The sequence below is a fragment of the Pseudomonas sp. YeP6b genome, from assembly GCF_025642995.1.
Classification (GTDB): Bacteria; Pseudomonadota; Gammaproteobacteria; order Pseudomonadales; family Pseudomonadaceae; genus Aquipseudomonas.
The window spans coordinates 5,978,902-5,996,839 of the sequence record NZ_CP080090.1 but is presented as its reverse complement, the minus strand read 5'-3'; the positions used below and the strand labels follow the sequence as shown (position 1 = coordinate 5,996,839).

Here is a 17,938-nt window from a genome sequence, read left to right as displayed (position 1 = left end):
TGTCAACGCGCCGGCGCTGCCCGCTTACCCCACGAGAATCCCAGATGCGCCACGCCGGCAACGAAACCCTGGCCGCCCTTACGGCCTATAAAAGTGGCTTCTTCAACATCGGCCTGTTCTCGGCGGTGATCAACCTGCTGATGCTCGCCCCGGCGCTGTACATGTTGCAGGTGTACGACCGGGTGCTGGCCTCGGGCAATCAGATGACCTTGCTGATGTTGACGCTGATGATCCTCGGCCTGTTCGGCCTGATGGGCGCATTGGAGTGGGTGCGCAGCCAAGTGGTGATCCGCCTCGGCACGCAAATGGACATGCGCCTGAACCAGCGGGTGTACGACGCCGCGTTCGAAGCGCAACTCAAGGGCGGCACCCAGGCGGCAGGCCAGGCCTTGAACGACCTGACCACGCTGCGCCAATTCGCCACCGGCCAGGCGCTGTTCGCGTTTTTTGATGCGCCGTGGTTTCCGGTGTACTTGCTGGTGATCTTCCTGTTCCACCCCTGGCTCGGCTTTTTGGCCCTGGGCGGCGCGGTGATTTTAATCGCGCTGGCGTGGGTCAACCATTATGTCAGCCAGGCCCCTATGGCTCAGGCCAGCCTGCTGTCTATCAGCGCCAGCCAGCAGGCCACGGCCAACCTGCGCAATGCTGAAACCATCGAAGCCATGGGGATGCTCGCCACCTTGCGCGGGCGTTGGTTCAGCCAGCATCAAGAGTTTCTCGCCCAGCAGAACCTGGCCAGCGAAAAGACCGCCGCTGTCACCGCTTGGTCCAAGGGCGTACGCCTGGCGTTGCAGTCGCTGGTGCTTGGTTTGGGCGCCTTGCTGGCCGTGCAGGGCGATATCACGCCAGGGATGATGATTGCCGGCTCGATCCTGATGGGCCGGGTGCTCAGCCCCATCGACCAGTTGATCGGCGTGTGGAAACACTGGAGTTCGGCGCGCATGGCCTATGGGCGGTTGTCGCAGATGCTGGCGGATAATCCGGCGCGACCGGCGCGTATGAGCTTGCCGGTGCCCAAGGGCCAATTGACCGTCGAGCACGTCAGCGCCTGCGCGCCGGGCAGCCGTCGGCCGGCGTTGGCCAACCTCGGTTTCAACCTGCCGGCCGGTGATGTACTCGGCGTGATCGGCCCATCGGGTTGCGGCAAATCCACCCTGGCCCGCGTGCTGGTCGGCGCTTGGGCGCCGCTGGCCGGCAAGGTTCGCCTGGACGGCGCCGACCTGACTCAATGGGACAAGCAGCAACTCGGCCCGCACATCGGCTACTTGCCCCAGGACATCCAATTGTTCGCCGGCAGCATCGCGCAAAACATCGCGCGGTTTGCCGAGGTGGAGGCCGACAAGGTCCTCGCCGCCGCACAACTGGCGGGCGTGCATGAGCTGATCCTGCAACTGCCCCAGGGCTACGACACGCAACTGGGGGAGGGCGGTGCCGGTTTGTCCGGTGGCCAGAAACAACGTGTGGCCCTGGCGCGTGCGCTGTACGGCCTGCCCGCGCTGATCGTGCTGGATGAACCCAACGCCAACCTCGATGAGGCGGGCGAGCAAGCCCTGCTCCAGGCTATCGCTCAACTCAAGCAGCAGCGTCGCAGCGTGATTTTGATTACCCACAAAGCCAACGTGCTGACCCTGACTGATCAACTGCTGATCCTCAAGGACGGCCAATTGCAGGCCTTCGGCCCGACCGCGCGGGTGTTGGAGGCGCGGCAGAAACCCACGACGACCAAACCGGTGTCGACCATGAGCATGAGCTACCGCCTCGGTGAAGGAAAACAGGCATGAGTCAGAGCAAGCCGGTGTGGGTCAGTGACCCGCCGAATAATGTGTTGGCGCTGGATGATAAAAAATACTCGCGCCTGGGCTGGCTGCTGGTACTCGGCGGCTTTGCCGGGTTTCTTGGCTGGGCGGCGCTGGCGCCGTTGGACAAGGGCGTGGCGGTGTCCGGCAAAGTGATGGTCTCGGGCCATCGCAAAACCGTGCAGCACCCCACGGGTGGCATCGTCGAACGCATCGAGGTGCGCGACGGTGAGGTGGTCAAGGCAGGCCAAGTGTTATTGCGCTTGAAGGAAACGCCGCTGCGCGGGCAGATGCAATCGCTGCGCAGCCAGTACCTGGCGTCACTGGCCAGCGAAGCGCGCTTGAGTGCCGAAAGCGAAGGGCTGCCGGCCATCGCTTTTGATCCCGAACTGCTCAATGAGCCGGATGCCGCCAGCGTCCTGAGTTTGCAGCGGCAGTTGTTCACCAGCCGCGCCCAGGCGCTGGCCACCGAGCAGCAAGGCCTGCGCGAAACCATCGCCGGGGCCGAGGCGCAGTTGCGCGGCACGCGGGATTCGCAAGCGAGCAAAGTCCAGCAACGCGCAGCGCTGAATGAACAGCTGCAAGGCCTGCGCGAGTTGGCGCGCGACGGTTATATCCCACGCAATCGCCTGCTCGACAGCGAGCGGCTGTACGCGCAGATCGACGGCACCATCGCCGAGGACTTCGGCCGCATCGGGCAGTTGCAGCGCCAGGTTCTCGAACTGCGTCTGCGCATCCGCCAGCTCGGCGAAGACTTCCAGAAAGACCTGCGCAGCCAGTTGGCTGATACCCGCACCCGCAGCGACGACCTGCGCAATCGCCTGGCTTCGGCGCAGTTCGAGCTGGCCAACAGCCTAGTACGCGCGCCCGCTTCCGGGGTAGTTGTCGGGCTGGATGTGTACACCGAAGGCGGCGTGATCAAACCCGGCCAGGCGCTGATGGACATCGTGCCCCAGGGCGAACCGCTGCTGGTGGAAGCGCGCGTGCCAGTGCAGATGATCGACAAAGTGCACCCGGGCTTGCCGGTGGAGTTGTTGTTCTCGGCGTTCAACCAAGCCACCACGCCATGGGTAGCCGGTGAGGTGACGTTGGTGTCGGCAGACCGCCAAGTCGATGAGCGCACCGATGAGCCCTATTACACGCTGCGCGCCCAAGTCAGCGCTGCCGGCATGCAGCAGCTGGATGGCGTGCAGATTCGCCCGGGCATGCCGGTGGAAACCTTCGTCAAAACCGGTGAGCGTTCGATGCTCAACTACCTGTTCAAACCGCTGATGGACCGCACTCACATGGCCTTGGTGGAAGAATGAAGGCGCTGTTGTTTACCTTGTGTGTGAGCTGTGCGCCGGCGGCGAACGCGCTGGGTTTACTGGACGCTTATGACTTGGCCCTGCGCAACGATCCGACGTTTCAGGCGGCTATTCAGGAGCGTGAAGCCGGTGAAGAGAACCGCGTGATTGGGCGGGCGGCGTTGTTGCCGAATTTGTCGTGGAGCTACAACAACGCGCGCAACGAATCCGAAGTGACGGCGGGTGATGTCACCCGCGACCGCGACTACCGCAGCTACGCCTCCACCCTGACGCTGCAACAACCGCTGCTGGATTACGAAGCCTACGCGCGCTTTCGCCAGGGCACCGCCCAGGCGCTGATGGCCGATGAGCGCTTTCGCGGCAAGAGCCAGGAATTGGCCGTGCGTGTGCTCAGTGCGTACAGCCAGGCGTTGCTGGCCCAAGAGCGAATCGAGTTGAGCCGTGCGCAGAAACGCGCGTTTGCCGAACGCCTGCAACTCAATGACCGCCTGCTCAAAGGCGGTGAAGGTACGCGCACCGATGTGCTGGAAACCCAGGCGCGGTTGAGCCTGGCCCAGGCTGAAGAAATCGAATCCCTGGATGCCCAGGACAGCGCTTTGCGTGAGCTGGAAGCCATCGTCGGCCTACCGTTGCAGATCGAAGAGCTGGCGCCGCTCACCCGCCAATTCGAGATCCCGCCGCTGGAGCCGAACCGTTTCGACACGTGGCGCGAATTGGCCATGGCCAACAATCCGGAGCTCAAATCCCAGCATCACGGGCTGGACGTGGCCGCTTATGAAGTGGAGCGCAAGCGCGCCGGGCATTTGCCCAAAGTCAGCCTGTACGCCAGCAGCCGCCAGACCCGCTCCGACTCGGAAAGCAGTTACAACCAGAAATACGACACCAATAGCGTCGGTATCCAGGTCAGCCTGCCGTTGTTTGCGGGTGGCTCGGTGTCGGCTTCCACGCGCCAGGCGGCTAATCAGCTGTCCCAGGCTCAGTACGCGCTGGATGCGCAAACCAGCACCACGCTGGTGGAGCTGCGAAAACAATTCAACCTCAACACCAGCGGCGCGGCGAAAGTGCGCGCCTATGAGATGGCCGTCAGTTCCGCCGCCGCCTTGGTCACCGCGACGAAAAAAAGCGTCGGCGGCGGCGAGCGGGTCAACCTCGACGTGCTCGACGCTGAACAACAACTCTTCACCGCCCGCCGTGATTTGGCGAATGCGCGGCATGCGTATTTGCTGGCCAGGATTCAGTTGAAGTATTACGCGGGGTTGCTGAGCGAGCAGGACTTGCAGGCGTTGGCCGGTTATTTCCAGCCGTCGGCATGAGTGGTTACAACCCGGCATTCGCCGGGTTGTTCGTCGTTACTAATCTGTGAAACAGCTTCGGGATTTCGAAGCCGGTTGTCGGGCTGCACGGGGAAAAGTGTAACTTGACGGAAAATAACCTAACGGATGGGTTACGATGAAAGTAGGTGCTTACAAAGGATATGTAATCTCGGTGTTTCTCAGGGATGAGCATTGCCCGCCTCACGTGCATGTCAGGGGCAAGGAATGGGATGCACGGTTTCGTTTCAGTTTTCTGAATGGGGACGTGGAGTTGTGGGATATAGAGCCTGAACGGAGGCAGCCACCCACGGTGGTCCTGAGGGAAATACGTGAGGCAATAATGCAGCGGCACTACTTGGCGCGGGCACGCAGGATTTGGTGGGAGAAACTGCAAACGGTTTGCCTGGAGAATCATTCCTGGGATTGGGACGCTGGTGAGTTGGTTCAAGGGTTGGTCATTCGACGTGGTGTCTATGTCATCGCAAGCGCCCGGCACGACGTCGTAGAGCAACGGACAATTTTGAATCTGGTAAGAGCGCCAGATTGCGTGGGGATTAATTTATGAAAATCGTAAAAGCCAAAACTGTGCCCTATAAACCGCTCACTGAGGCGGATGTCGACAAGGCAATAGCCCGTGGGCGCAAATTGAAGCGTCTGTACGCCAACGCCAGCAATGTGCGTTACGAAGACAACTGCATTTCCATCGGCTTCAGCGACGGCAGCCGCATCGTGTTGCCGGTGGCTGGCCTGCCGGAGTTCGACGGGTTTTCCTTGGAGGATTTCCAGCAGTTGGAAGTCGGTTTTGGCGGCAAGGCACTTTGCTGTGAGGCCCGGGATCTGGATGTTTCGATCACGGGCCTGATCGCCACGAGCCAACCGTTGATGGATTTGGCGGCGAGCCTGGTAGCATCGCGCAACGGCCGCAAAAGCAGCGCTGCCAAGTCGGCGGCCGCCCGAGCCAACGGCAAGAAGGGCGGTCGACCACGCAAGAAGGAAGAAGAGGGCGTTGAATTACCGCCGGGTCAATAACACCCCGGATTCCATATGGTGCGTCCACGGGAACTGGTCAAACATCGCACACTGGGTAATCTGGTGCGTGTCATGCAGTTGCGCAATGTTCGCCGCCAACGTCTCCGGGTTGCAGGAGATGTACAGGATGTTATCGAAACGCCGGGTCAGCTCGCAGGTGTCCGGGTCCATGCCGGCACGCGGTGGGTCGACGAAGACGCTACCGAACGCGTAGCTTTTCAGGTCGACGCCGTGCAGGCGGCGGAACGGGCGCACTTCGTTGAGTGCCTCGGTGAGTTCTTCGGCAGACAGGCGCACCAGGGTGACGTTATCCACAGCGTTCTCATCAAGGTTGCTCAGGGCCGCATTCACTGAGGTCTTGCTGATCTCGGTGGCCAGCACGTTGCGCACACGGGTCGCCAGCGGCAGGGTGAAGTTGCCGTTGCCGCAGTACAGCTCCAGCAAATCATCCGGGCGATCGCCCAAGGCTTCATATGCCCAGTTGAGCATCTTCTGGTTTACCGTGCCGTTGGGCTGGGTAAATGCGCCTTCGGGTTGGCGATAGCTGAACGTACGACCGCCCACCTCGAGTTTTTCCACCACGTAGTCGCGGCCGATCACATCGCGCTTGCCCTTGGAGCGGCCGATGATGCTGACATTCAAGTCGGCAGCGAGCTTGTTGGCGGCCGTGTGCCAATGCTCGTCCAGCGGGCGGTGGTAGCACAGGGTGATCATCGCGTCGCCAGCCAAGGTGGTGAGGAACTCCACCTGGAACAGCTTGTGGCTCAGGGCGGCGCTGGCTTGCCAGGCGGCCTTGAGTGGCGGCATCAACTGGTTGATGCGTGCACTGGCGATGGGGAATTCCTCGATCAGGATCGGCGTGCGCTTGTCGTCCTGGGAAAACATCGCGTAGTGGCGCTCGCCGCCTTCGCGCCACAGGCGGAACTCCGCCCGCAGGCGGAAGTTCTGCAGCGGCGAATCGAAGACCTGTGGCTCGGGTGCGTCGAACGGTGCCAGCAGGTCACGCAAGCGCGTGACCTTGTCTTGCAGTTGAGCGGTGTAGCTTGCGGCGTCAAAAGTCATGCGTTGAACCAGCCCAGCTTGATCACAAACAGAATCGACAGGATCACCAGTGCCGGGTTCAGCTCACGGTAGCGGCCCGAAAGCAGCTTGATGGCGGTCCAGGCGATGAAACCGAAGGCGATGCCGTTGGCGATGGAATAAGTGAAGGGCATTGCCAGGGCGGTGATCACCACCGGCGCTGCAACAGTAATGTCGTCCCAGTCGATTTCGGCCAAGCCGGAGGTCATCAGCACGGCGACGAACAGCAAGGCTGGCGCGGTGGCGAAGGCCGGAACGCTGGCCGCCAGTGGCGAGAAGAACAGCGCCAGCAGGAACAGGATAGCGACCACGATGGCGGTTAAACCGGTACGGCCACCGGCGCTCACACCCGCAGCGGACTCGATGTAGCTGGTGGTGGTCGAGGTGCCCAGCAGGGAACCGGCCATGGCCGCGGTGCTGTCGGCGATCAGGGCACGGCCCATTTTTGGCATGTGACCGTCTTTGCCCATCAGGCCGGCGCGCTTGGCGACGCCGATCAGGGTGCCGGAGTTGTCGAACAGGTCAACGAACAGAAAGGCGAAGATCACGCTGATCAGGCCGATATCCAGGGCGCCTTTGATGTCCAGCTGCAGGAAGGTCGGGGCCAGGGACGGTGGCATCGAGATCACGCCGCCGAACGGGGTGACATTCAACAGGATCGAGACAATGGTCACGGCCAGAATGCCGATCAGCACTGCGCCGCGAACGGCCAGGGCTTCCAGCGCAACAATGAGCATAAAGCCCAGCGTGGCCAGGATAGGCGCCGGCTTCTTCAGGTCGCCCAGGCCAACCAGCGTGTTCGGGTTGCCGACCACGATCCCGGCGTTGTGCAGGGCGATCAGCGCCAGGAACAGGCCGATACCGGCGGCAATCGCCGAGCGCAGGGGCAAGGGGATGCTGTTGATGATCCACTCACGGATGCGGAAGATCGACAGCAGGAAGAACAACACCGCCGAAATGAACACCGCGCCCAGCGCCACTTGCCAGGTGTGGCCCATGTGCAGCACCACGGTGTAGGTAAAGAAGGCGTTGAGGCCCATGCCCGGTGCCAGCGCGATCGGGTAGTTGGCGATCAGGCCCATCACGGTCGAACCGATGGCGGCCGCCAGGCACGTCGCGACAAACACCGCGCCCTTGTCCATCCCGGTCTCGCCGAGGATGCTCGGGTTCACGAACAGAATGTAGGCCATGGCCAGAAAGGTCGTGATCCCCGCGAGAATCTCGGTGCGCACATTGGTGTTGTGTGCCTTGAGTTGAAACAGCTTTTCCAGCATGCCGGCTCCCTGTGACGCTATTTTGCGTCGTTATTTGTTGACCTCTAAGTCAAAGCACAAACTGCGCCAAGCGCCTGTGGTTTCAGAGAGGATCGGAAAAAGCGGCGCATCATACCAGCAGCCGACGGCCAGTGGCGCATAGGCTTGGTTTTGATGGTGCATGGCCTTGAGGCATACTGCGCCGACGTTTAATTCAGGGTCGTTAACAGCATGAAAAAAGCCAACGCCAGCAGTCTAGCTCTGTTCGCCGTTATCGGCCTGGGGCTGGTGGCACCGGCTTGGGGCGCGACTGCACCGCCCTTGAGCGAGGTGCGCGTATTCAAGGTTGAATCGGCCGGTTGCACTGAGACCATCCCTGAGCGGGCGAGCAGTACCCAGATGTGCACGCACCGTGGGCCAACCCAGGTTTCAGTGATGGAGGTCGGCCTGGGCAAAAGCCCGATGGGCCGTTTCGATGGCGCGCAGTTGAACGGGCAGCGCACGCCGGTGTGCCAAGTCGGCACCATCAGCGAAGTGTGCAATGGCGCCGGCACCGTGATGGGCTACATCTATGTGTTTGACGTGAATGTCCAAGCGCCTGGCTGGTTCGAATACAGCAATGCCTCGATCAACGGCCCGCAAAACACCCTGAAGACGCTGCTCAATATCCGCTGATCAATTGCCTTGAACGCTCAATACCCCGGGAAGTCGTACCCCTTGAGACGGCGACTTTCCTGAACGCCGCGGATGGATACCAACCCGTGAGGTGTTTATGAGCGCAACCCCCAATGGCGCGGCGGCCAAGCCGTTCGTCAGTCACCCGATACGCTTGACCCTGAACGGGCAAGACCGCCACCTCGATGTGTTGCCCTGGACCACCCTGCTCGACCTTTTGCGCGAGCAGCTTGATCTGGTCGGCAGCAAAAAAGGCTGCGACCACGGCCAATGCGGCGCCTGCACCGTGTTGCGCGATGGTAAGCGCGTGAATGCCTGCCTGACGCTGGCGGTGATGTGCGACGGCGCCGAGCTGACCACCATCGAAGGCCTGGCCGACGGCGACGTGTTGCACCCGATGCAGCAGGCCTTCATCAAGCATGACGCCTTCCAGTGCGGCTACTGCACCCCCGGCCAGATCTGCTCCGCCGTCGGCCTGGCTAATGAGGGCCGTGCCCACGACACCGCACAGATCCAGGAATTGATGAGCGGCAACCTGTGCCGCTGCGGCGCCTACACCAACATCCGCGATGCCATCGAAGACGCCTTGCCCGCCTGCCGCGTGCGCGGAGGTGAGCAATGAACCCCTTCCAGTACAGCAAGCCGGCCGATGTGCACGAGGCCGTGCACCTGAGCAGCGCGGCGTCACGCTTTATCGCCGGTGGCACCAACCTGCTGGACCTGATGAAAGAAAACATCAGCCGCCCCGAACACTTGATCGATATCACTGGCCTGCCGCTGCAAGGCGTTGAACAAACCGCCAGTGGCGGCGTGATGATCGGCGCCTTAGTGAGCAATGCCGACCTGGCCTGGCACCCGCTGATCGAGGCGCGTTACCCATTGCTGTCCCAAGCAATCCTGGCCGGCGCCTCACCGCAACTGCGCAATATGGCCAGTACCGGCGGCAACTTGTTACAGCGCACCCGTTGCTACTACTTCTACGACGCCAGCGTGCCCTGCAACAAGCGCGAACCCGGCAGCGGCTGCCCGGCGCGCACCGGCTTGAACCGCATTCACGCGATCCTCGGCGCCAGCGAACACTGCGTGGCCACGCACCCTTCGGACATGTGCATAGCCTTGGCGGCGCTGGAGGCGCGGGTGCATGTAGAGGGCCGTGGCGGCGCGCGGGTCATCGAGTTTGCCGACTTCCACCGACTGCCCGGCGACACACCGCAGCGCGACAACCTGCTGGCTGATGATGAATTGATCACCGCCATCGAACTGCCCGCCGACCAGTTGGCCAGTCACAGCCATTACCTGAAAATCCGCGACCGTGCGTCCTACGCCTTCGCCTTGGTCTCCGTCGCGGCCGCCCTCGAACTGGACGGCGACCAGATCATCGACGCCCGCCTGGCCCTTGGCGGCGTGGCGCACAAACCCTGGCGTGACCGTGCAGTGGAAGCCTCGCTGATTGGCCAGACGGTGAGCCGCGAAACCTTCAGCAACGCTGCCGACGCCTTGCTGCATGACGCCGAACCGCTGGAACACAACGGCTTCAAGATCAAACTCGCGCGGCGCGCGATTATCCGCGCCCTGAGCGATGCCGCGACTGCAGGAGAACGCCCATGACCGCTATCGGCAAACCCCTGGACCGCGTCGACGGTCTGCTCAAGGTGACCGGCCAAGCGCGCTATGCCGGTGAATTCCCAGATAAAGACTTGCTGCATGGCAGCGTGGTCTCCAGCACCATCGCCAAAGGCCGTGTCGTAAAAATCGATGCCTCCAAAGCCCTGGCCCTGCCGGGCGTGGTGAGGGTGCTCGACCACCTCAACCGGCCCCAACTTGCCAGCTACGACGATGCCTTTGCCGACGCCGATGCGGCCGACGGTTCCCCGTTCCGCCCGCTTTATAACGACCGCGTCCTTTATAGCGGCCAACCCTTGGCCTTGGTGATCGCCGACAACCTGGAACTGGCGCGGTATGCCGGTTCTCTGGTCGAGATCGAGTACGCAAGCGAAGCCTTTGAAACCGACCTGGTGGCCATGCAGGAACAGGCGTACCCATCGCCGCAAACGCCCCCCAAGCCACGCGGTAACTTCCAGGCCGAGTGGGCCACTGCGGCCGTCAGCCTCGACGTGCACTACAGCACGCCCATTGAGCACCACAACCCGATGGAACCCCACGCCAGTACCGTGCTGTATCAGCCGGACGGCACCCTGCATATCCACGACAAGACCCAAGGCCCGCAGAACTGCCAGGCCTATGTGCAAAAAGTCTTCGGGCTGGATAAAAGCCAGGTGCGGATTTTTGCCGCGTTCGTTGGTGGCGCCTTCGGCTCGGGCCTGCGCCCGCAGTACCAATTGCCCCTGGCAGTGATGGCCGCGCTGGCGCTCAAGCGTTCGGTGCGCGTAACCCTGACGCGCCAACAGATGTTCACCTTCGGCTACCGCCCGCGCACTTTGCAGCGCTTGCAGATGGGCGCCGCTGCCAATGGCCGCCTGCTGGCATTGGGGCACACCGCGATTGGCCAGACCTCACGCTTCGAAGAATTCAGCGAACACGTGGTGGAATGGAGCGGCATGCTTTACCACTGCGACAACGTGCAGTTGACCTACAACCTGGTGCCGCTGGACGTGTTCACCCCGCTGGATATGCGCGCGCCAGGCGCCGCGTTGGGCGTGATCGGCCTGGAATGCGCCATGGACGAACTGGCCTGTGCGCTGGGCATGGACCCGGTGCAACTGCGCCTGATCAACTACGCCGAGCGTAACCAGAACGAAGACAAGCCCTGGTCGAGCAAAGCCCTGCGCGAGTGTTACAGCGAAGGCGCCGAACGCTTCGGCTGGAGCCAGCGCAACCCGGAGCCGCGCAGCATGCGTGACGGCAACCAGTTGATCGGCTGGGGCATGGCCGGTGGCGTGTGGGAAGCCTTGCAGATGAAGGCCAGCGCCAAGGCGCGGATCGACGCCGAGGGCAAATTGACGGTGAGCAGCGCCACCACCGATATCGGCACCGGCACTTACACGGTGATGACCCAGATTGCCGCCCAAGCCAGTGGCGTGCCAATGGCTGATATCAGCTTTTTGCTGGGGGACTCGTCATTGCCCACGGCGCCGTTGCAGGGTGGCTCGTTTACCGTGTCGTCGGTCGGCACCGCCGTGCAGCAGGCCTGTGAAGCGCTGAATGCCAAACTGCTGAAAGTCGCCCGCCAGACTTACCCGGTATTCAAGGATGCTGAAGCGGTGCGCTTTGAAGACGGCCAACTGCATACCGGTGACGTGCGTGTATCGCTGGCGCAACTGGTTAAAGACAGCGGCGACGACGCCTTGCAAGTGCAGGTCGACAGCGAGCCGGGCAAGCAACGCGAGGGTTACGCCTCGGCGACGCACTCGGCGGTGTTTGTGGAAGTTCGGGTCGACGAAGACCTGGGCATCATCAAGGTCAGCCGAGTCGTCAGCGCGATTGCGGCCGGGCGCGTGGTCAACCCGAAGATGGCCCGCAGCCAGATTCTCGGCGGCGTGGTCTGGGGGATTGGCATGGCGCTGCATGAAGAAACCCAGATCGACCATCAACTGGGGCGCTACATGAACCACAGCCTGGCTGAGTACCACATCCCGGTAAATGCCGACATCGGCGACATTGAGGTGATTTTTGTCGAAGAACATGACGCGATCGTCAACGCCTTGGGTTCCAAGGGCGTAGGCGAGATCGGCATAGTCGGCGTGGCGGCGGCGGTGGCGAACGCGATTTATCACGCCACCGGCAAGCGGGTACGGGACTTTCCCATCACCCTGGATAAGGTGCTGTAGCGCACACCTTCAAACCACTGAAGAACCCATGTGGGAGCCGGGCTTGCCTGCGATAGCGGTGGGGCAGCCATCAATCCGGTGCTGACCCACCGCTATCGCAGGCAAGCCAGCGCCCACATTTACTGTATTCCAACATCAGACCAGGTGGCGGGGCTTATTGCTTTGCCTCTTCCACCGGCACATGCATACGGTCGCGATTGGCCAGGGTCGGGAACAGTTTTATCCACACCCCAGTCACCAGCAGCGTGCCGATCCCACCCATGACCACGGCGGGCACGGTGCCGAACCAGTGGGCAGTGATGCCCGATTCGAACTCGCCCAGTTGATTGGATGCGCCGATAAATAGGCCGTTTACCGCGCTGACGCGGCCACGCATTTCATCCGGGGTTTCCAGCTGCACGAACGACGCGCGGATGACCATGCTGATCATGTCCGCTGCACCCAGCACTACCAGCACCGCCAGCGAGAACCAGAACGATGTCGACAGGCCGAAGGCGATGGTCGCTACGCCGAACACCCCCACGGCGGTGAACATCACGCGGCCGACCTTGCGGTCCACCGAGAACCGCGCCAGCCACAACGACATCAGCAAAGCGCCCACCGCCGGCGCCGAGCGCAGCAGGCCCAGGCCCCAGGCGCCGGTCAGCAGGATGTCCTTGGCGAACACCGGCAGCAACGCGGTGGCGCCGCCCAGCAGCACGGCGAACAGGTCCAGGGAGATCGCGCCGAGAATGTCCGGGCGGCTGCGGATAAAGCGAATCCCGGCCAACAGCGAATCCATAGTTGCCTTGGCTTTGTTCAGCGGGGTCTGGCGGGCGGGCAGATTAAGGGTCAGCACGCAGGCGATCAGGTACAGCGCCACTGTTGGGCCATACACCCACACGCTGCCAAATGCATACAGCAAGCCGCCGAGTGCCGGCGCGACGATGGTCGCCAGTTGCTGCGCCGATTGTGACGAGGCCACGGCCCGTGGGAACAGCGCGCTGGGCACGATGCTCGGCAGCATCGCCTGGGTGGTGGGCATTTCAAACGAGCGCGCGGCGCCAAGCAAGAAGGCGAGGATAAAGATCATCTCGCGGGTCACGTTGCCGGTCAGGCCGCCGATGGCCAGGGACAGGGCAATCAACGCCTGTACGGTCTGGCAGAGGGCGGCGACTTTGCGCCGCTCATAGCGGTCGGCCACATGCCCGGTGTGCAGCATGAACAGCACGCGCGGTATGAATTCCACCAGGCCGACCAAGCCCAGGTCCAGCACATTGCCGGTCAGTTGGTAGAGGTTCCAGCCGATCGCCACGGTGAGCATCTGGAAGCCGCTGGCCGTAAAGATCCGCGCCAGCCAGAACGCGATGAAAGGGCGGTGGTGACGCAACAGCAACGCAGGTTCACTAGGCATCGGCAATGGAGATCAGGAGCGGAGGGAATGGCGAGATTAGCATTAAGTTGTAACAAACAGTTGCCAGCTTTTGAATAAGGGCGCGCAGCTGAGACAAGCTGTCACGCGGCAAAACACCACACAGTTCGATCCTGAAAATAGGACTACTCTTTCAGCAATGCTTGATCCAGATCAAAACCAGCCCCGGGATTGTTCTGGCGGCCGAAAGGCCAGATTCCCTGCGTGGTTGGTTAAAAAAAGAAACGAATTGAAATTCGCCACACTCCATATCCGTGGGGGCAGTGGGTGCAGGCTCCCAGCCAGCAGCCGGTATTACCTGACAGAGGAAGACTTATGTTCGGTTTGGAGGCGCTAGATCTCGCCCGAATTCAATTCGCGTTCACCATTTCGTTCCACATCCTGTTCCCGGCGATCACCATCGGCCTGGCCAGTTACCTTGCGGTGCTGGAAGGCTTGTGGCTCAAGACCCATAACGACACCTACCGTGACCTCTACCATTTCTGGTCGAAGATCTTTGCCGTCAACTTCGGCATGGGTGTGGTCTCAGGCTTGGTCATGGCCTACCAGTTCGGCACTAACTGGAGCCGCTTCTCGGACTTCGCTGGCGCCGTTACCGGGCCGTTGCTGACGTACGAAGTGCTCACGGCCTTCTTCCTCGAGGCGGGTTTCCTCGGGGTGATGCTGTTCGGCTGGAACAAGGTGGGGCGCAAGCTGCACTTCTTTTCCACGGTGATGGTGGCCGTCGGCACGTTGATCTCAACCTTTTGGATTCTTGCCTCCAACAGCTGGATGCAGACGCCGCAAGGCTTTGAAATCATCGACGGTCGCGTGATTCCTACCGACTGGCTGGCGGTGATCTTCAACCCGTCGTTCCCCTACCGCCTGATGCACATGGCCACGGCGGCCTTTGTCGCCACCGCGTTCTTCGTCGGTTCTTCGGCGGCCTGGCATTTACTGCGTGGCAAGGACACCCCGGCGATCCGCACCATGCTGTCGATGGCGATGTGGATGGCCCTGATCGTGGCGCCTATCCAGGCGGTGATCGGCGACTTCCATGGCCTCAACACCCTCAAGCACCAACCGGCGAAAATCGCCGCGATTGAAGGCCACTGGGAAAATATCGGCAACGAGCCGACGCCGCTGATCCTGTTCGGCTGGCCCGACATGAAAGCCGAGAAAACCAAATACGCGGTTGAGATCCCGTACCTGGGCAGCCTGATCCTGACGCACTCCCTGGACAAACAGGTGCCGGCGCTCAAGGATTTCCCGCCTGAAGACCGCCCCAACTCGACCATTGTGTTCTGGTCGTTCCGGGTCATGGTGGGCCTGGGCTTCCTGATGATCTTCACCGGTTTGTTCAGCCTGTGGCTGCGCCGTGGCGGCAAGATGTACACGTCCAGGCCGTTCCTGTACCTGGCGTTGTGGATGGGCCCGTCCGGCCTGATCGCGATTCTCGCCGGTTGGTTTACCACCGAAATCGGCCGCCAACCGTGGGTGGTCTACGGGCTGATGCGCACGGCGGACGCTTCGTCCGGGCATAGCCTGGCGCAGATGACGATCACCCTGGTGCTGTTCGTGGTGGTGTACTTCGCGCTGTTTGGTGCAGGGTTGGGCTACATGATGCGCCTGGTGCGCAAAGGGCCGCAGACCCACGAAGGCAGCGAGCCGACCCACGGTGGGCCTGGCCAGAAACGCACACCGGCGCGTCCGTTGTCCGCCGCCGATGATGGCAGCGATGACGAGCACACCCACATCCAGCACAAGGGGAATTGAGATGGGTATTGATCTTCCGCTGATCTGGGCTGTGATCATCATCTTCGGCATCATGATGTACGTGGTCATGGACGGCTTCGACCTGGGTATCGGCATTCTCTTTCCGTTTATTCCGGGCAAAGTCGACCGTGACGTGATGATGAACACCGTCGCCCCGGTCTGGGACGGTAACGAAACCTGGCTGGTACTGGGTGGCGCGGCGTTGTTCGGCGCGTTCCCACTGGCCTATTCGGTGGTGTTGTCGGCGCTGTACCTGCCGTTGATCCTGATGCTGATCGGGCTGATCTTCCGGGGCGTGGCCTTCGAGTTTCGCTTCAAGGCCAAGGACGATAAACGTCACCTGTGGGACAAGGCGTTTATCGGCGGCTCTATCGCGGCGACGTTCTTTCAGGGCGTGGCGCTGGGGGCGTTTATCGACGGCATTCCGGTGGTGAACCGTCAGTTTGCCGGTGGTTCGCTCGACTGGGCCACGCCGTTCACGATGTTCTGCGGCGTTGCGCTGGTCGTCGCGTATGCCTTGCTCGGTTGCACCTGGCTGATCATGAAGACCGAAGGCAAGTTGCAGGAGCAGATGCATAACCTGGCGCGGCCGTTGGCCTTCGTGGTGTTGGCGGTGATCGGTATCGTCAGCCTGTGGACGCCGCTGGCGCACCCGGAAATCGCTTCGCGCTGGTTCACCCTGCCAAACCTGTTCTGGTTCCTGCCGGTGCCGATCCTGGTGCTGGTGACCATGTACGGTTTGATCCGTGCGGTGGCGCGTAATGCGCACTACACGCCGTTCCTGCTGACGTTGGTACTGATCTTCCTCGGCTACAGCGGCCTGGGCATCAGCCTGTGGCCGAACATCATCCCGCCGTCGGTTTCCATCTGGGACGCCGCTGCGCCGCCGCAAAGCCAGGGCTTCATGCTGGTGGGTACCTTGTCCATCATCCCGTTCATCCTGGGCTACACCTTCTGGAGCTACTACGTGTTCCGCGGCAAGGTCACCCACGAAGACGGTTATCACTAGGAGGGTTGTTTCATGTCCGGCAAACCGTCGTTGCACGAGATCGAACAGGCCGAGAAACAGCCGTTGTGGCGGCGCCTTGGGTGGCTGGCGATGATCTGGACCGGCAGCGTGCTGGCCCTGTTTGTCGTGGCCAGCCTGATGCGCATGTTCATGAATGCGGCCGGCTTGACCACTCACTGACATCCCAATCCGGGCCTTGCGGCCCGGCTTTTCAGCCCTGCCTTTTGCAAGAATGGCAGGGTTTTTTTATTTGCGCGCTTTGAGAATCACGAACTTCGGCGTGGCCGCGACCTGTTCGACGCCACGGAATAAACGCGCCAATTTGCTGTGATAGCCCAAATGGCGGTTGCCGACGATATACAGCGCACCGCCCACCACCAAAGCTTCGCGAGCTTGTTGGAACATGCGCCAGGCGAGGAAGTCGCCGACCACTTGCTGCTGGTGAAACGGCGGGTTGCACAGCACCACGTCCAAGGAGTCGGGGGCCTGGCCGGCCAAGCCATCGTCGGCGCGCACGAGCACATCGCGTGCACCGAGGGCCGCCTGCCAGTTCTCGGCCGCTGACTGCACGGCCATGTAAGACTCATCCACCAGCGTGTACTGCGCATCGGGGTTTTGCAGCGCACTGGCGATCGCCAATACGCCATTGCCGCAGCCCAGGTCCGCCACGCGTGCGTTGCCGAGGTTTTTGGGCAGGTGTGGGAGGAAAGCGCGGGTGCCGATGTCCAGGCCTTCGCGGCAGAACACGTTGGCGTGATTGAGCAATTCGATGGCCGCAGTGTCCAGGGTGTAACGGGTCGGGTAGGGCGACACGGCGGTTGGGCGGTCTGCAACCGTCGCAATCAGCAGCCGGGCTTTTTTCACCGCCAACGAGGCGTGCATCGGGCCGATATAGCGCTCCAGCAATTCGCCTGCCGCCCGTGGCAGGTGCTTGACCATCGCCCCAGCGATCACTTCGGCTCCCGGCGCCAAGTGCCCCTGCAGGCGGATCAGCTGTTCTTCCAGTAAGGCGAGGGTTTTCGGCACGCGGATCAGCACGCGATCGAATGGACCTGTCGGCACCTGGCTGGCAGGGATAAACGCCACCGCATCAAACGCCTTGCCGTTGCGCACCAGGTTTTTCTCAAGGCCCTGGGCTGCGAGAAACGAGTCGCCACTGGACGTTACCTGCACTTGGCCTGCGAGGCTGGCCGCCAGGGCGCCAAAGCTGTCATTGAGCACCAGCACACGGGTTGCCGCGTTTGGCTGCTGCTCGGCCAAGTAGCTGAGCAAGTACTCGTCGGCGGCGTCGAAGGCCTGCAGCGGGTCATTGTGTTGCTCAGGCTGGCGGATCAAATCGAGTTGGGCGAAGGGGCTGTCAAGCAGGGGCATGGCGGGGCAGGCTCTGGGTCATCGATGGGCGTTGGGCGGGTGCGGGCATCCGGCGCAACCATCTGAGTGAACAGCGAGGCACTCCCGATGGGGCTGCATCAACACTCAGAATTGGGCGTAAATGTTACTTTTTTTTAGGCGGGATTACATG

The 17,938-nt window shown here is 61.9% G+C and carries 16 protein-coding genes; 12 read left to right on the top strand and 4 right to left on the bottom strand.

Going from position 1 to position 17,938, the window contains the following annotated elements; translation table 11 throughout:
* Positions 1-44 precede the first annotated feature (44 nt).
* The 5 genes from KZH41_RS27045 to KZH41_RS27025 all read left to right on the top strand — a co-directional run bounded on the left by KZH41_RS27045 (position 45) and on the right by KZH41_RS27025 (position 5,445).
* Positions 45-1,781, top strand: coding sequence for a type I secretion system permease/ATPase (locus KZH41_RS27045; RefSeq protein WP_263274030.1), 1,737 nt, complete (start codon positions 45-47; stop codon positions 1,779-1,781).
* Positions 1,778-3,103: an HlyD family type I secretion periplasmic adaptor subunit gene (locus KZH41_RS27040; RefSeq protein WP_263274029.1), complete on the top strand. Its 1,326-nt coding sequence runs from the start codon at positions 1,778-1,780 to the stop codon at positions 3,101-3,103. Before KZH41_RS27045 ends, KZH41_RS27040 begins: the two co-directional genes overlap by 4 nt.
* The gene (locus KZH41_RS27035; RefSeq protein ID WP_094951675.1) at positions 3,100-4,416 is read left to right on the top strand and encodes a TolC family outer membrane protein; all 1,317 of its coding nucleotides are present in this window, start codon (positions 3,100-3,102) and stop codon (positions 4,414-4,416) included. The genes KZH41_RS27040 and KZH41_RS27035 overlap by 4 nt, the downstream gene beginning before the upstream one ends.
* 136 nt (positions 4,417-4,552) lie before the next feature.
* On the top strand, positions 4,553-4,981 hold the full coding sequence (locus tag KZH41_RS27030) for a DUF4160 domain-containing protein (RefSeq protein WP_094951676.1): 429 nt from the start codon (positions 4,553-4,555) through the stop codon (positions 4,979-4,981).
* On the top strand, positions 4,978-5,445 hold the full coding sequence (locus KZH41_RS27025; protein ID WP_094951677.1) for a DUF2442 domain-containing protein: 468 nt from the start codon (positions 4,978-4,980) through the stop codon (positions 5,443-5,445). Before KZH41_RS27030 ends, KZH41_RS27025 begins: the two co-directional genes overlap by 4 nt.
* On the opposite strand, the gene trmA is transcribed toward KZH41_RS27025, so the two are convergent.
* Both trmA and KZH41_RS27015 read right to left on the bottom strand, forming a co-directional pair.
* On the bottom strand, positions 5,428-6,507 hold the full coding sequence (trmA, locus tag KZH41_RS27020; protein ID WP_094951678.1) for a tRNA (uridine(54)-C5)-methyltransferase TrmA: 1,080 nt from the start codon (positions 6,505-6,507) through the stop codon (positions 5,428-5,430). The two genes, KZH41_RS27025 and trmA, sit on opposite strands and share 18 nt — an antisense overlap.
* Positions 6,504-7,799 (bottom strand): NCS2 family permease, encoded by a 1,296-nt coding sequence (locus KZH41_RS27015; RefSeq protein ID WP_263274028.1) that lies wholly within the window; start codon positions 7,797-7,799, stop codon positions 6,504-6,506. The genes trmA and KZH41_RS27015 overlap by 4 nt, the downstream gene beginning before the upstream one ends.
* Positions 7,800-8,009: 210 nt before the next feature.
* On the opposite strand from KZH41_RS27015, the gene KZH41_RS27010 reads away from it, so the two are divergent.
* The 4 genes from KZH41_RS27010 (at position 8,010) to KZH41_RS26995 (ending at position 12,241) form a co-directional block, all read left to right on the top strand.
* Positions 8,010-8,453, top strand: a complete 444-nt coding sequence (locus KZH41_RS27010) for a DUF4879 domain-containing protein (RefSeq protein ID WP_094951680.1) — start codon at positions 8,010-8,012, stop codon at positions 8,451-8,453.
* Between the two features lie 97 nt (positions 8,454-8,550).
* Positions 8,551-9,075: a (2Fe-2S)-binding protein gene (locus tag KZH41_RS27005; RefSeq protein WP_263274027.1), complete on the top strand. Its 525-nt coding sequence runs from the start codon at positions 8,551-8,553 to the stop codon at positions 9,073-9,075.
* A complete protein-coding gene (locus tag KZH41_RS27000; protein WP_094951682.1) occupies positions 9,072-10,061 on the top strand; it encodes an FAD binding domain-containing protein in 990 nt (329 codons plus the stop codon). The genes KZH41_RS27005 and KZH41_RS27000 overlap by 4 nt, the downstream gene beginning before the upstream one ends.
* On the top strand, positions 10,058-12,241 hold the full coding sequence (locus KZH41_RS26995) for a xanthine dehydrogenase family protein molybdopterin-binding subunit (RefSeq protein WP_094951683.1): 2,184 nt from the start codon (positions 10,058-10,060) through the stop codon (positions 12,239-12,241). Before KZH41_RS27000 ends, KZH41_RS26995 begins: the two co-directional genes overlap by 4 nt.
* 154 nt (positions 12,242-12,395) lie before the next feature.
* Here the strand turns inward: KZH41_RS26995 and KZH41_RS26990 are convergent, their stop codons facing one another.
* Complete coding sequence (locus KZH41_RS26990) at positions 12,396-13,634, bottom strand: MFS transporter (RefSeq protein WP_094951684.1); 1,239 nt, start codon at positions 13,632-13,634, stop codon at positions 12,396-12,398.
* A 333-nt stretch (positions 13,635-13,967) separates the two neighbouring features.
* Between KZH41_RS26990 and KZH41_RS26985 the strand changes: the two genes are divergently transcribed.
* The 3 genes from KZH41_RS26985 to KZH41_RS26975 are packed head-to-tail and all read left to right on the top strand — an operon-like array spanning position 13,968 to position 16,596.
* Positions 13,968-15,407, top strand: a complete 1,440-nt coding sequence (locus tag KZH41_RS26985; RefSeq protein ID WP_094951685.1) for a cytochrome ubiquinol oxidase subunit I — start codon at positions 13,968-13,970, stop codon at positions 15,405-15,407.
* A gap of 1 nt (position 15,408) precedes the next feature.
* Positions 15,409-16,416: a cytochrome d ubiquinol oxidase subunit II gene (cydB, locus tag KZH41_RS26980; RefSeq protein ID WP_263274026.1), complete on the top strand. Its 1,008-nt coding sequence runs from the start codon at positions 15,409-15,411 to the stop codon at positions 16,414-16,416.
* 12 nt (positions 16,417-16,428) lie between these two features.
* Positions 16,429-16,596, top strand: a complete 168-nt coding sequence (locus KZH41_RS26975) for a DUF2474 domain-containing protein (protein WP_010206690.1) — start codon at positions 16,429-16,431, stop codon at positions 16,594-16,596.
* Positions 16,597-16,662: 66 nt separating this feature from the next.
* Here the strand turns inward: KZH41_RS26975 and KZH41_RS26970 are convergent, their stop codons facing one another.
* Positions 16,663-17,787, bottom strand: a complete 1,125-nt coding sequence (locus KZH41_RS26970; protein WP_094951686.1) for a methyltransferase — start codon at positions 17,785-17,787, stop codon at positions 16,663-16,665.
* Positions 17,788-17,938: the final 151 nt, after the last annotated feature.

Bases quoted from the DNA above. Each gene is read 5' to 3' on its own strand.
- KZH41_RS27045 (WP_263274030.1), top strand. From the start codon at position 45: ATGCGCCACGCCGGCAACGAAACCCTGGCCGCCCTTACGGCCTATAAA.
- KZH41_RS27040 (WP_263274029.1), top strand. From the start codon at position 1,778: ATGAGTCAGAGCAAGCCGGTGTGGGTCAGTGACCCGCCGAATAATGTG.
- KZH41_RS27035 (WP_094951675.1), top strand. From the start codon at position 3,100: ATGAAGGCGCTGTTGTTTACCTTGTGTGTGAGCTGTGCGCCGGCGGCG.
- KZH41_RS27030 (WP_094951676.1), top strand. From the start codon at position 4,553: ATGAAAGTAGGTGCTTACAAAGGATATGTAATCTCGGTGTTTCTCAGG.
- KZH41_RS27025 (WP_094951677.1), top strand. From the start codon at position 4,978: ATGAAAATCGTAAAAGCCAAAACTGTGCCCTATAAACCGCTCACTGAG.
- trmA (WP_094951678.1), bottom strand. From the start codon at position 6,507: ATGACTTTTGACGCCGCAAGCTACACCGCTCAACTGCAAGACAAGGTC.
- KZH41_RS27015 (WP_263274028.1), bottom strand. From the start codon at position 7,799: ATGCTGGAAAAGCTGTTTCAACTCAAGGCACACAACACCAATGTGCGC.
- KZH41_RS27010 (WP_094951680.1), top strand. From the start codon at position 8,010: ATGAAAAAAGCCAACGCCAGCAGTCTAGCTCTGTTCGCCGTTATCGGC.
- KZH41_RS27005 (WP_263274027.1), top strand. From the start codon at position 8,551: ATGAGCGCAACCCCCAATGGCGCGGCGGCCAAGCCGTTCGTCAGTCAC.
- KZH41_RS27000 (WP_094951682.1), top strand. From the start codon at position 9,072: ATGAACCCCTTCCAGTACAGCAAGCCGGCCGATGTGCACGAGGCCGTG.
- KZH41_RS26995 (WP_094951683.1), top strand. From the start codon at position 10,058: ATGACCGCTATCGGCAAACCCCTGGACCGCGTCGACGGTCTGCTCAAG.
- KZH41_RS26990 (WP_094951684.1), bottom strand. From the start codon at position 13,634: ATGCCTAGTGAACCTGCGTTGCTGTTGCGTCACCACCGCCCTTTCATC.
- KZH41_RS26985 (WP_094951685.1), top strand. From the start codon at position 13,968: ATGTTCGGTTTGGAGGCGCTAGATCTCGCCCGAATTCAATTCGCGTTC.
- cydB (WP_263274026.1), top strand. From the start codon at position 15,409: ATGGGTATTGATCTTCCGCTGATCTGGGCTGTGATCATCATCTTCGGC.
- KZH41_RS26975 (WP_010206690.1), top strand. From the start codon at position 16,429: ATGTCCGGCAAACCGTCGTTGCACGAGATCGAACAGGCCGAGAAACAG.
- KZH41_RS26970 (WP_094951686.1), bottom strand. From the start codon at position 17,787: ATGCCCCTGCTTGACAGCCCCTTCGCCCAACTCGATTTGATCCGCCAG.